The sequence below is a fragment of the Micromonospora sp. LHW51205 genome (genome assembly GCF_003315815.1).
In the GTDB taxonomy this organism is placed as follows: domain Bacteria; phylum Actinomycetota; class Actinomycetes; order Mycobacteriales; family Micromonosporaceae; genus Micromonospora; species Micromonospora chalcea.
The window spans coordinates 1,657,792-1,671,259 of the sequence record NZ_QMEZ01000001.1 but is presented as its reverse complement, the minus strand read 5'-3'; the positions used below and the strand labels follow the sequence as shown (position 1 = coordinate 1,671,259).

The window sequence follows — 13,468 nt, the reverse complement described above, 5'->3', positions numbered from 1 at the left end:
AGCGAGGAGGTGGGTGGGCGGGGGAGGGATGAAACGGGTCGGACACTGTCGGCGCTGACCGGTACGGTGAGCGCCGAAATCCGAACCGGGAGCGCGATTGGACCGCACCTTCCAGGTGGACCTCCGTGGCGTGGTCGACCTGCTCAGTCACCACCTGTACGGCAGCCCGCGCGTCTACGTGCGCGAGCTGCTCCAGAACGCCGTCGACGCGATCACCGCGCGCCGGTCCACCGAGCCGAACGCCCCGGCCCGGGTACGCATCGAGCCGCCCGAGCTGACCGGCGACGGCACCCTGCGCGTGCACGACACCGGCATCGGCCTGACCGAGGCGCAGGTGCACGAGCTGCTCGCCACCATCGGCCGCAGCTCCAAACGCGACGAGCTGGGCTTCTCCCGGCACGAGTTCCTCGGCCAGTTCGGCATCGGGCTGCTCTCCTGCTTCCTGGTCGCCGACGAGATCCGGGTGGTCACCCGGCACGCCGACGAGCCCACGGTGCTCTGGACGGGCTGGTCCGACGGCCGGTACGCGGTGCGGCTCGCCGAGCCGGAGCAGGCCCGCGACGAGCCCGGCACCACAGTGACGCTGGTGCCCCGGCGCGACGCCGACCAGTGGCTCGGCGTACCCACCGTCACCGAGCTGGCCCGCCTCTACGGCAGCCTGCTGCCGGTCGACGTCCGGGTCGGCGACATGTCGACCACCTCCGGGCCGCCGCCGTGGCCCACCACACCCGGCGCGCCCGTCGACCGCGCCGGGCTCCAGCGGTACGCGCAAGAGCTGCTCGGGTTCGTCCCGTTCGACGTGGTGCCGCTGTCGGTGCCCGAGGCCGGCCTCACCGGAGTGGCGTTCATCCTGCCCACCGCGGTGAACCCGGCCGCCCGCGCCGGGCACCGGGTCTACCTCAAGCGAATGCTGCTCAGCGAGCACGCCGACGGGCTGCTGCCCGAGTGGGCCTTCTTCGCCCACTGCGTGGTCGACGCGAGCGAGCTGCGCCCGACCGCGAGCCGCGAGGCGCTCTACGAGGACGCGCTGCTCACCTCCGTTCGGGAGGCGCTCGGCGACCAGATCCGGGGCTGGCTGGTGCGGCTGGCCAAGCACGACCCGCGCCGGCTCGGCGAGTTCCTCCAGGTGCACCACCTCGGCGTCAAGGCGCTCGCGATGCACGACGACGAGATGCTGCGGCTGGTCGACCAATGGTGGCCGATGGACACCAACGTGGGCACGATGACGCTCGCCGAGTTCCGGCAGCGCCACGGCGTGCTCCGGTACGCCGCCGGCCTGGACGAGTTCCGCCAGCTCGCCGCCGTGGCCGCCGCGCAGGACCTGGCGGTGGTGAACGGCGGCTACACGTACGACACCGAGCTGATCGAGCGATTGCCCACAGTGGATCGATCGGTGCTCATCGAACGGCTGGAGCCGAGTGACCTCACCACCCGGTTCGAGATCCTCGACCCGGCGACCGAGCTGGCCCTGCGGCCGTTCCTGACCGGCGCGCAGCGGGCGCTGGAACGGCTCGGCTGCGAGGTCGTCATCCGGGCGTACGACCCGGTCTCGCTGCCCGCGCTCTACCTGGTGTCCCGCTCGGCCGCGTTCCACGACCAGCTCGCCGCCAGCCGGGACAAGGCCGACGAGCTGTGGGGCGGCGTGCTCGACGCGCTTGCCGCCTCCGCCCCGCCGGACCGCCCGCAACTCGTGCTCAACCACCGCAACCCGCTGGTCCGCCGGGTGACCACGCTCGCCGACCCGGAGCTGGTCGGGCTGGCCGTCGAGGCGCTCTACGGGCAGGCCCTGCTGCTCGGGCACCACCCGATCCGGGCGGCCGACGCCGCGCTGCTGAACAGTTCCTTCCTCGGCCTGCTCGGCCGGGCCGTACCGGGAGTGACCCGTGACTGACGACGACCTCTGGCGCATGCACCACGAGATCGAGACCATGCCGTACGGCCCGGGGCAGATCGCCGCGCTGGAACAACTGCTGCGCCGCGCCGACGCGGGCGACGACCGGCATCTCGCCTTCGCCGCCCGGGTCACCGGCACCACCGCGTACGTCTACGGCGGCGAACCGGCGAAGTCGTTCGTCACGTTCTCCTGGTGCCTGTCCGAGTACGACAAGGATCCGCAGCCCTACCACCAGGGCTACACGCACCAGCTGCTCTGGGCCTTCAAGTACATGGTCAACGCCATGGTGAAGTTCCCGGAGCTGCCGCTGGACCGGACGTACGCGGTGCTCGACGACATGGAGCGGCGCTACCGCGACGCCGGGCACTCGTTGCAGGCGGTCCACAAGCACCGCTACCTGGTCGCCGCGCACGTGGGCGATGAGGACGCGGCGGAGCAGTGGTACCGCAAGTGGATGACCACGCCCCGCGACACGCTCTCCGACTGCGCCGGCTGCGACCCGACCACGCAGGTCGCGCACCTGGTCCGGCTGGGCCGGCACGAGGAGGCGGTGGCCCTCGCCGAGCCGGTGCTCGCCGGCCGGCTGACCTGCAGCGAGCAGCCGCAGGGGATCCTCACCGCGCTGCTCACGCCCTACCGCGAGACCGGCCGGGGCGACGCCGCGCGGGACGCGCACCGGGAGGCGTACCGGCGGCTGCGCGGGCACCTGGCCAACCTGTGGGACGTCGCCGAGCACATCGAGTTCTGCACCGCGACCGGCAACGAGGCCCGCGCGCTGGAGCTGGTCGAGCGGCACCTGGACTGGCTGGACCGGGCACCCACCCCGGCTGCCGCGATGCACTTCGCGGCCGCCGCGTCGGCAGCGCTGCGTCAGGTGCCGGCCGAGCTGACTGTGCACCGTCGCGCCTCCGGTGACCGGCCGGCCGCCGACGTGCCGGTGGGCGCGCTCGCCGACGAGCTGGCCGGTACGGCCACCGGGCTGGCCGGGCGCTTCGACGCGCGTAACGGCACCACGCACCAGTCCGCGTTGATCGCCCGGAAGCTGGTGGCCGGGCCGGAGGGCGAGCACCTGCCGCTCTCCGCCAGCGTGCGCCGTCCGGTGGTGCCCGCGCCGCGTACCGCGCCGGACGACCGGGCGACGACCGAGCCGCCGGTCAGCGTGCCCGCCGACGCCGGCGCCGACGAGCTGCTGGCGCTGGCCGAGGAGTGCTGGCGCACCAACTGCCGGGAGGGGCTGGGCACCGTACTGCGCGCGTACGACGAGCGGTACGGCGACGCCGACCTGCCGCCGGCCACCCGGGCGTGGCGGCTGGAGCTGCGGGCGGGCGAGTTGTCCCAGGAGGACGACGACGGCGTGGCGGTGGCGACCGCTGTCAACCGGGAGGCGCTGGCCGCGTGGCGGGAGGTGCCGGACCCGCTGCGGGCGCAGGTGGTGGCCGGGCGGCTCGGTGTGCTGCTGAGCATGACCGAGGAGAGCGCGGACGAGGGGCTGACGCTGGCCCGGGAGTCGGCCGCGTACCTGGCCGCGCACGGCGAACCGCGGGATCGGGCCGCCGGTTGGGACCGGCTCGCGCTCGCCCACGTGCACCGGGAGCGGTGGGCGGAGGCGCTCGACGCGCTCGACCGCGCCGACGCGGAGGCGGACGCCGATCCGTGGCTGGCCGGGCGGGTCGCGCTGCACCGCACGCACGTGCTGGAGCAGTTGGAGCGGGCCGAGGAGTTCCGGGACGCGGCGGCACGGTCCCGCCGGCTGGCCGGCGAGCTGGGCGACGCCGAGATGCTGACCAGCGCCTGCCTGGCGTACGCCCGCTCCACCGACGATCCGGCCGACGCGGTGGCCGCCTGCGACGAGGCGCTGACTGTCGCCCCGGCCGGCGCCCACCTGCCGCTGCGGGTGACCCGGGGCCGGGCGTTGCTGGCCGCCGACCGGGCCGGCGAGGCGGTGGACGATCTGGCCGAGGCGGTCACGCTCTGCGTCGAGCAGGGGCTGGAGGGCGACGCGCTGCTGCGCTGGGAGCTGGCCGAGGCGTACCGGATGGCCGGCCGGCTGGCCGAGGCCGCCGAGGTGGCCGAGGAGGCGGTGCTCGGGCTGGACCGGGCCGGCGCGCAGGCGGAGGCGGACCGGTGCCGGCACATGCTGTCGGGGATCTACGCGGGGCTCGGTGAGACGGATCTGGCGCTCGCGGTGCTCGACACGTTGGCGGAGAACCTGGACGGGCCGGACAATCTTCCCCGCCGGGCGCAGGTGCTGGAGGAGTCCGGCGGCCTGCTCTACGACGCCGACCGGGACGCGCTGGCCGCGCAGCGGTTCGCGGCGGCGGCCAGCGCGTGGCGGCTGGCCGGATTCCAGGTGGACGAGTTGCGGGCCCGGCGGCGGGAACTCCTCGCCCTGCACTGGTCCGGTGACCTGCCGGCCGCGGTGGCCGCGATCGAGGGGGTGGACGCCGCGGCGGCCGCGGTCTCCGGTCAGCCCGACGAGCCGCCCGTGGTCACGTACGAGCGGGCGATGGCCGCCGACGCGGTCGCCCGGGTGCTGATCGGCGAGGACCGGCTCACCGCCGCGCTGGACCGGCTGGAGGGTGTGCCGGGGCGGCTCCGGTCGATCGAGGCGTTCGGCGAGGCGGCGCAGGTCGAGGTGCTGACCGGCGAGCTGCTGTTGCGCGACGGCCGGCCGGAGCAGGCCGAAGGGCTGCTGCGTCCGGTGCTGGGTGGTCTGCCCACCGGCTCCCGGCCCGCCGCGCATGCCGCCTGGCTGCTGGCCCGCGCGCTCGACGACCAGGGCCGGCCGGCCGAGGCGGCGACGGTCCGCGCCGAGCACGGCATCGAGGAGGACTGAGGCGACTGCCGGGTAACCGCGGCTGCTCTAGATCGACGCCGAGGTCTAGGCTGATCCGGTGGCGGTGGAACAGCAGGCACGGGGGACGGCGGGCACGGCCCGGCGCCGATCCCGGCGGGACGAGATCCTGGAGATCGCGGTCGGCCTCTTCGCGGCGCGCGGCTACCACGGCGTGTCGATGGACGACATCGGCGCGGCGGCCGGTGTCACCGGGCCGGCTCTCTACCACCACTTCGCCGGCAAGGAGGCGATGCTCGTCGCCGCGCTGGTGCCGGTCAGCGAGGGGCTGCTCGCGGGCGGGCGGGAGCGGGCCGCCGGGCACCCGGACGACCCGCGTGGCGCGCTGGAGTCGCTGATCGACTTCCACGTCGAGTTCGCGCTGGCCAACCCGGCGGTGATCGCCCTGCACCTGCACGAGCTGGACCGCCTGCCGGACGAGCCGCGCCGGCGCATCCGCCGGCTTCAGCGGATGTACGTCGAGGAGTGGGTGACGGTGCTGACCGCGCTGCACCCCGGCCTGCCGGACGGCGCGGCCCGGGTGCTCGCCCACGCGGCGTTCGGCCTGATGAACTCGACGCCGTTCCTCGGTGGCGAGGTCGATCGCCGGCGCCGGGCCGAGCTGCTGCGCGGCGCGACGCTCGCGGCCCTGCTCGCGCCCACCGATCCGACCTGACACGCCGCCCGGACCTTAACGCATGTTAAGAAGAGACCCCGGCTTTGCGTCGAGAAGGGGTCACGTCCGTGCAGAAGATGATCGAATCGTTGTTGGTCGCCAACCGGGGGGAGATCGCGCGCCGGATCATCCGTACCGGCAGGCGGCTCGGGATCCGGACGATCGCTGTGCACTCGGAGGCCGACGGCGCGCTGCCGTTCGTGACCGAGGCCGATGAGGCGGTCTGCGTCGGCCCGGCGAACCCGGCGCAGAGCTACCGGAACGTCGAGGCGATCCTCGAGGCCGCCCGCAGCACCGGCGCGCAGGCGATCCACCCCGGCTACGGCTTCCTGTCCGAGAACGCGGACTTCGCCCGTACCGTCGAGGGGTCGGGCCTGATCTGGGTCGGACCCGGCGCGGACGCGATCACCGCGATGGGCGACAAGATCAACGCCCGGAACCTGATGGCGGCGGCCGGGGTGCCGGTCGCGTCCGGCACCACCGAGCCGGCGGCCGACCTGGACGCGGCGGTCGCGGCCGCCGCGGAGATCGGCTACCCGGTGATGGTCAAGGCCGCCGCCGGTGGCGGTGGCATGGGCATGGGCGTGGCCGCCGACGAGGCGGCGCTGCGCACCGAGTACGACAAGGTCCGCGCGTTCGCGGAGCGGATGTTCGGCGACGGCTCGGTGCTGATCGAGCGGTACTTCCCCCGGGTACGCCATGTCGAGGTGCAGATCCTCGGCCTGGCCGACGGCCGGGTGGTGGCGCTCGGCGAGCGGGAGTGCTCGGTGCAGCGGCGCAACCAGAAGCTGGTCGAGGAGTCGCCGTCCCCGGCGGTCTCGCCGGAGCTGCGCGAGCGTTTCCTGGCCGCGGCGGTACGGGCCGGCGAGGCGGTGAACTACCGCAACGCGGGCACCGTGGAATGTCTGCTCGATCCTTCGACGCAGGAGTTCTTCTTCCTGGAGATGAACACGCGGCTGCAGGTCGAGCACCCGGTCACCGAGTACGTCTACGGCGTCGACCTGGTCGAGGAGCAGCTCCGGGTGGCGGCCGGGCTGGTGCCGACGTTCGACCCGGACGCGCTCGCCCCGCGCGGCCACGCCATCGAGCTGCGGATCAACGCCGAGGACCCGAAGCGTTTCCTGCCCGGCCCGGGCGCGATCACCACCTGGAACGAGCCGGCCGGCACCGGCGTACGGGTGGACTCCGGCTACGTCGCCGGCAACACGGTCACGCCGTTCTACGACAGCCTGATGGCCAAGCTGATCGTCAGCGGGGACACCCGCGAGGAGGCGGTCGAGCGGGCCCGGGCGGCGGTCGCCCAGTTCGAGATCGCCGGCCCGAAGTGCAACCTGCCGTTCTTCGCCGAGCTGCTGGAGAACCCGGAGTTCCTCTCCGGCGACTACGACACCGGCATCGTCTCCCGGATGCGCTGACCTTCGACCCGAACGAGGTGAACCTGATGGCGGAACTCCCCGACTCCGTGAGCATCCGTGAGGTCGGTCCCCGGGACGGCCTCCAGAACGAGGAGCCCATCCCCACCGACGCGAAGGTGCGGCTGCTCGACGCGCTGTCCCGTACCGGGGTGCGGCGCATCGAGGCCGTCTCCTTCGTCCACCCCCGGGCGATTCCGCAGATGGCCGACGCCGACGAGGTGTGGCAGCGGGCGGAGAAGGCCGACGGGGTGCGCTACTCCGCGCTGGTGCCGAACACCCGTGGCGCGCAGCGGGCGCTGGCCGCCGGCTTCACCGAGATCGAGGTGGTGGTCTCGGCCAGCGACACGCACAACCGCCGCAACGTCAACCGCTCCACCGACGAGTCGCTGGACGACATCGCCGAGCTGATCGACCTGCTGCACGGCGCGGGCGCGACCGCCGAGGTGATCGTGGCGACCAGCTTCGGCTGCCCCTACGAGGGCGACGTGGACCCCCGCCGGGTCGCCGCGATCGTGGACCGGGTCGCCCGCGACGGCGCCGACCGCGTCGCCTTCGGCGACACCACAGGCATGGGTACGCCCCGGCGCGTCCGCGAGCTGGTCACGGCGGTGCGGGACCGCAACGCCCACCTGCCGGTGCTGCTGCACTTCCACAACACCCGGGGTACCGCGCTGGCGAACATGCTCACCGCGATGGAGCTGGGCGTCACCGAGTTCGACGCCAGCGTGGGCGGCCTCGGCGGCTGCCCGTACGCGCCGGGGGCCAGCGGCAACCTGGCCACCGAGGAGGCGGTGCACATGCTGCACGACATGGGCATCGACACCGGCATCGACCTGGACGCCCTGATCGCTGCCGCCGAGCTGGCCGAGACCCTGGTGGGCAAGAAACTCCCGTCCGGACTCCTCCGAGCCGGCCCCCGTACCCGCCTGACCCCCCTCCCCTCCTGACCATTTCGCGCGTTGATCAAGGAGTTTGTGTCCTCATTCGGCCGCGCGGAGGACGCAAACTCCTTGATCACGGGAGTGGATGGGTGGGGGTGCGAGGAGCGGGTCGCCGGAGAGGGCGGCGGTGGGGTAGCCTAACGATCGTTCAGGTCGGTGGCGCCCTGCGCGGGCGGTGGCAACGGGAGTCGGCGTGACGCTCGACGGTGAGGCACTGGAGCAGCTGCGCAAGCGCGCCCGCGCCGGTGGTGCGGACAAGTACCACGCGGCGAACGCCGCGAAGGGCAAGCTGTTCGCCCGGGAGCGGGTGGCGTACCTGGTCGACGAGGGCTCCTTCGTCGAGGACGGGCTCTACGCCAACGCGATGGCCGACGGGCTGCCCGCCGACGGCGTCGTCACCGGCACCGCGAACATCGACGGCCGCCAGGTCTGCCTGATGGCGAACGACTCCACGGTCAAGGCCGGAAGCTGGGGCGCGCGTACCGTCGAGAAGATCATCCGGATCATCGAGCGGGCGTACGCGACCGGCGTGCCGATGGTCTACCTGGTCGACTCGGCCGGGGCCCGGATCACCGACCAGGTCGACCTGTTCCCCGGTCGGCGCGGCGCCGGGAAGATCTTCTGGAACCAGGTCCGCGCCTCCGGCTCGATCCCGCAGGTGTGCGCGCTGTTCGGGCCGAGCGCGGCGGGCGGGGCGTACATCCCGGCGTTCTGCGACGTGGTCGCCATGGTGGACGGCAACGCCAGCATGTACCTCGGCTCCGACCGGATGGTCGAGATGGTCACCGGCGAGAAGACCACGCTGGAGGCGATGGGCGGCGCCAAGGTGCACTGCGCCGAGTCCGGCGTCGGTCACTTCCTCTGCAAGACCGAGAACGACGCGCTCGACGTGGTACGGACCTACCTGTCGTACCTGCCGTCGAACTGGAAGCAGGACCCGCCCGCCGCCGACGCGGTGGACGCGCCGGAGAAGGCCGACCTGGCCGCGTTGGTGCCGGCCAGCGAGCGGCAGGCGTTCGACATGCGCCGGTACGTCAAGGGCCTGCTCGACTCCGGCAGCTTCTTCGAGATCCAGGCGCTGTGGGCCAAGGAGCTGACCATCGGGTTCGGCCGGCTGAACGGCGAGGTCGTCGGCGTGGTCGGCAATAACTCGATGTTCAAGGGTGGCGTGCTCTTCGTCGACTCGGCCGACAAGGCGACCCGGTTCGTGCAGCTCTGCGACGCGTTCAACGTGCCGCTGCTGTTCCTGTCCGACGTGCCCGGCTTCATGGTCGGCAGCGCGGTGGAGAAGCAGGGGATCATCAGGCACGGTGCGAAGATGATCACGGCGATCTCCGAGGCGACCGTACCCAAGATCTGTGTGGTGGTCCGCAAGGCGTACGGCGCGGGTCTCTACGCGATGGCCGGCCCCGGCTTCGAGCCGGACGCCACGATCGCGCTGCCCACCGCGAAGATCGCGGTGATGGGCGCGGAGGCCGCCGTCAACGCGGTCTACGCCAACAAGATCGCCGCCATCTCCGACGAGGCCGAGCGGGCCGCGTTCGTGGCCGCGAAGCGCGAGGAGTACGAGCGCGACATCGACGTGGTCCGCCTCGCCAGCGAGCTGGTGGTGGACGCGATCGTCGAGCCGCACGAGCTGCGCGCCGAGCTGGTACGCCGGTTCGCCGCCGCGCGCGGCAAGGAGCGGCACTTCTCCCGGCGCCGCCACGGCGTCACCCCCGTCTGACCCGGTAAGGAAGGGCCCCCTCTTAACGCCTGGTGCATGTAAAGGGGCCCCTCCTAACGCTTCAGCCGCTCACGGCGTCACGAGCGCCCGGCGGCCCGCCCTTTCCAGGAGGATCGACATGGACTTCCGGCTCGACGAGGAGCAGCAGGCGCTGCGGGAGAGCGTCCGGGAATTCGCCCGCGAGGTGGTCGCGCCCACCATCGCCGAGCACTACGAGCAGCACACCTTCCCGTACGAGATCGTCCGTCAGATGGGCAAGATGGGCCTGTTCGGGCTGCCGTTCGCGGAGGAGCACGGCGGTATGGGCGGCGACTACTTCGCGCTCTGCCTGGCCCTGGAGGAGCTGGCCCGGGTCGACTCCAGCGTGGCGATCACGCTGGAGGCCGCGGTGTCGCTCGGCGCGATGCCGATCTACCGGTTCGGCACCGAGGAGCAGAAGGCGCAGTGGTTGCCGAAGCTGCTCAGCGGTGAGGCGCTGGCCGGGTTCGGGCTCACCGAGCCGGGCACCGGGTCGGACGCGGGCGGCACCCGGACGCGGGCGGTCCTGGACGGCGACGAGTGGGTGATCAACGGCTCGAAGGCGTTCATCACCAACTCCGGCACCGACATCACCGCGCTGGTCACCGTCACCGCAGTCACCGGTACGCGGCCGGACGGCGGCAAGGAGCTGTCCACGATCATCGTGCCGTCGGGTACGCCCGGCTTCACCGTCGCGCCCGGCTACTCGAAGGTCGGCTGGACCGCGTCGGACACGCACGAGCTGACGTTCGACGACTGCCGGGTGCCGGCGACCAACCTGCTCGGCGAGCGCGGCCGGGGCTTCGCCCAGTTCCTGCGCATCCTGGACGAGGGCCGGATCGCCATCGCGGCGCTCGCCGTCGGCCTGGCCCAGGGCTGCGTGGACGAGTCGATCAAGTACGCCAAGGAGCGCCAGGCGTTCGGTCAGCCGATCGGCAACTACCAGGCCATCCAGTTCAAGATCGCGGACATGGAGATGAAGGCGCACACCGCCCGGCTGGCCTACTACGACGCCGCCGCGCGGATGCTCGCCGGTGAGCCGTTCAAGCGCCAGGCGGCGATCGCCAAGCTGCACGCCTCCACCGTCGCGGTGGACAACGCCCGCGAGGCGACGCAGATCCACGGCGGGTACGGCTTCATGAACGAGTACCCGGTGGCGCGCTTCTGGCGCGATTCCAAGATCCTGGAGATCGGTGAGGGCACCAGCGAGGTGCAGCGCATGATCATCGCCCGCGACCTCGGCATGTGAGAGGCGCACTCGTCCGCATCCTGTCGGATAACGGCAGGGGACGGTCGGGTGGGTGACGATGGGCTGTGGAGCGTCGGAGTCGATCCGTACTCTTCGTGCCCATGACTCCGGATCATGACGGTGCGCGGAGCCCAGGCGGTCGCACCGGTCTGTCCGATCTGTTGCGCGGGCACCGGCTCGCCGCCGGCCTGACCCAGGCCGAGCTGGCGGGCCGGGCCGGCGTGGGCGTGCGGACGGTCCGCGATCTGGAGCGAGGGCGGGCCGTCCGCCCTCAGCGCACCACAGTGGACCTGCTGGCCGACGCGCTCGGCCTGGCCGGTGACGACCGGCGGGAGTTCGTCGCCACCGCCCGGCCCACGCCGGCCCGGCCCGGACCCCGCCTCCCCGACACCGCAGCCGCCGGACCGTCGGCCGCGCCGGTCGCGTTGCCCCAGCCCGTACCCCTGGTGGGCCGCGACCGGGACGTCGCCGAGGTGTCCGGCCTGCTCGACGCCCACCCGGTGGTGAGCCTGGTCGGGCTCGCCGGGGTCGGCAAGACCGCGCTCGCCGTCACTGTCGCGCACGCGGTGGCGGCCCGGCACCCGGGCGGTGTCAGCGGGGTGCTGGTCGGGGAGGGCTCGGACGTCGCCGACGTGCTCGCCGCGTCCGCGTCGGTGTTCGGTGTGAACCGGCTGGCCGACCTCGCCTGCCGGCTCGACGGCCGGCCGGCGTTGCTGGTCGTCGACGCGGTCGACCGGGCACCCGAGCCGGTGGCCGGGGCGCTTCGCGCCCTGACCGCCGCCGCGCCGGATCTCCGGGTGCTGGTGACCGGCCGCCGCCCGGTCGGGTTGCCCGGCGAGCTGGTCCGCCCGGTCGCGCCGCTCGACGTGCCACCGGCGGACGCCGCGCCCGCCGACCGGGCCGACCTGGATCGCTGGCCCGCTGCGGCGCTGTTCGCCGCCCGCCTCGCCCAGGCCCGCCGCGAACCACCCACGGCGGCCGAGCTGCCGGCGCTCGCCGCGCTGGTACGCCGCCTCGGCGGGCTGCCGCTGGCGATCGAGCTGATGGCGGCGCGGGGACGCATCCTCGACGTCACCGAACTGCTCGACCGCTACGGCGACCGCGTGCTGGACCTGACCGGCGCCCATCCCGGGTGGGAGCCCGCCGCCGACCGATCGGCCGGCACGGTGACGCTGCGCGAGGCGGTGGCCAGCAGCTACCACCTGCTCGCGCCCGCCGACCGGGCCGCGTTGCGGCGGCTCTCCGCGTTCCGTAACCGCTGGTCGGTCGAGCTGGCCGAGGATCTGCTCGCCGGGGAGCTGCTCGCCGGGGAGCTGCTCGCCGGTGGCGGCGAGCGGTGGGACGCGGCGCCGATGCTGGACCGGCTGCGCGAGCTGGGCCTGCTCAGCGTCCGGGGCGCCGGCCCGTTCCGGTTCCGGTTGCTGGACGCGGTCCGTGACTTCGCGGCCGAGCAGGCCGACGTCGAGGGCGAGACCGCCGGGATCCGGCTCCGGCACGCCGCGGTGATCGCCAGGTTCGTCCACCGCACCGCGCCCGGGCTGGTGGGCGCACAGTTGTCCGGCGCGGTACGCCTGCTCGACGAGGCGACGAGCGACATCACCGCCGCCCTCGCGTACGCCGCCGAGCATGCGCCGGAGACGGCGCTGCTGCTGGCCGCGTCGCTGCCCCGGTGGTGGCGGCTGCGCGGGCGGGACGTCTCCGGCCGGCGCTGGCTGCGGCGGCTGCTGGCCGATCCGCGTACCGCCGGCACCCGGTCCACGCTGCGGGCCTGGGCGATGCTCGGCGCGGCCCGGCTGGCCGCCGAGCACGGCGCGGGCGCGGAGGAGTTGCCGGCCGCCCGGGCCGCGCTCGTCATCTTCGCCGAGGCGGGTGACGTGGTCGGGGAGCTGTCGGCCCGGTCCGTGCTCTGCGTGCTGCTGCGCGGGCTCGGTGCGCACGACGAGGCCCGTGAGCAGGCCGAGGCCGCGCTGGCGACGGCCACCCGCCACGGCCGGGTACGCGAGATGGCCGTTGCCCAGTCGCACCTCACCTGGCACGACGTACGCGCGGCGCGGCTGGCCGACGCCCGGCGGCGGCTGGCCACCGTGGACCGCCTGGCGGCGCAGTGCGGCGACCGGCGCCTGCGCCTGCTGGCGCGGGCCGATCAGGCCGAGCTGACCCGTCTGGAGGGCCGGTACGCGGAGGCGGTCGAGCAGGGCCGCCGGGTGGCGACCGCGCTCGCCGAGCTGGGCGATCCCCGCCGACAGCGGCGGACGGTCGGCAAGGTCGCGCTGGCGCTCGCCGGCCAGGGCCGGGGCGACGAGGCGCTGGCCGCGGCCGCCGAGCTGTGGCCCTCGGGTGCGGTGCCGGGCCAGCGTCGGCCGCCGGTCATGGAGAGCCTGAATCCACCCGGCGCGGTGGCGGACGCACGCGCCGAGGACGCGCTGCGTGGGCTGATCGAGGGGCACGTGGCGCTGCGCCGGGGGGACCGGGAACTGGCGGTGGAGTGGTTCGCGGCGGCGGCCGACGCGGCGGCGGGCGGCGCGGGCCGGCGCGACCTGGTCGAGGCGCTCGTGGGGCTGGCGGTCAGCAGCGGGGACCCGGCCGTGCTGGACCGCCTGGACGCCGCTCGGCGGGCCACCGGCGTCAGCCTGCTGCCGCAGGAGGAGGAACTGCTCTTCTCCCTGGCGGCCCGGCGTCAGAAGGCACGCTGACCAGCGGCTGCGTGCGCCAGGAG

8 protein-coding genes are annotated in these 13,468 nt (G+C 73.8%); all 8 read left to right on the top strand.

Annotation, left to right across the window (positions count from 1 at the left end; all coding sequences use genetic code 11):
- Nucleotides 1-97 precede the first annotated feature (97 nt).
- The 8 genes from DQE82_RS07935 (at nt 98) to DQE82_RS07900 (ending at nt 13,445) form a co-directional block, all read left to right on the top strand.
- Nucleotides 98-1,891, top strand: a complete 1,794-nt coding sequence (locus DQE82_RS07935) for an HSP90 family protein (protein ID WP_043327638.1) — start codon at nt 98-100, stop codon at nt 1,889-1,891.
- Nucleotides 1,884-4,730, top strand: coding sequence for a hypothetical protein (locus tag DQE82_RS07930; RefSeq protein WP_043327637.1), 2,847 nt, complete (start codon nt 1,884-1,886; stop codon nt 4,728-4,730). Before DQE82_RS07935 ends, DQE82_RS07930 begins: the two co-directional genes overlap by 8 nt.
- Before the next feature lie 58 nt (nt 4,731-4,788).
- Nucleotides 4,789-5,403, top strand: a complete 615-nt coding sequence (locus DQE82_RS07925; RefSeq protein WP_043327636.1) for a TetR/AcrR family transcriptional regulator — start codon at nt 4,789-4,791, stop codon at nt 5,401-5,403.
- Nucleotides 5,404-5,480: 77 nt separating this feature from the next.
- Entirely contained in the window at nt 5,481-6,818 is a 1,338-nt protein-coding gene (locus DQE82_RS07920; RefSeq protein ID WP_113972392.1) for an acetyl/propionyl/methylcrotonyl-CoA carboxylase subunit alpha, read from the top strand.
- Nucleotides 6,819-6,844: 26 nt separating this feature from the next.
- Entirely contained in the window at nt 6,845-7,765 is a 921-nt protein-coding gene (locus DQE82_RS07915; protein WP_113972391.1) for a hydroxymethylglutaryl-CoA lyase, read from the top strand.
- Nucleotides 7,766-7,952: 187 nt separating this feature from the next.
- The gene (locus tag DQE82_RS07910) at nt 7,953-9,485 is read left to right on the top strand and encodes an acyl-CoA carboxylase subunit beta (RefSeq protein ID WP_113972304.1); all 1,533 of its coding nucleotides are present in this window, start codon (nt 7,953-7,955) and stop codon (nt 9,483-9,485) included.
- 118 nt (nt 9,486-9,603) lie between these two features.
- Nucleotides 9,604-10,752, top strand: coding sequence for an acyl-CoA dehydrogenase family protein (locus DQE82_RS07905; protein ID WP_113972303.1), 1,149 nt, complete (start codon nt 9,604-9,606; stop codon nt 10,750-10,752).
- Nucleotides 10,753-10,853: 101 nt separating this feature from the next.
- Nucleotides 10,854-13,445 carry a helix-turn-helix domain-containing protein gene (locus DQE82_RS07900; protein ID WP_113972302.1) on the top strand — a complete coding sequence of 864 codons (2,592 nt, stop codon included), beginning with the start codon at nt 10,854-10,856 and terminating at the stop codon, nt 13,443-13,445.
- The last annotated feature ends 23 nt before the right edge of the window (nt 13,446-13,468 follow it).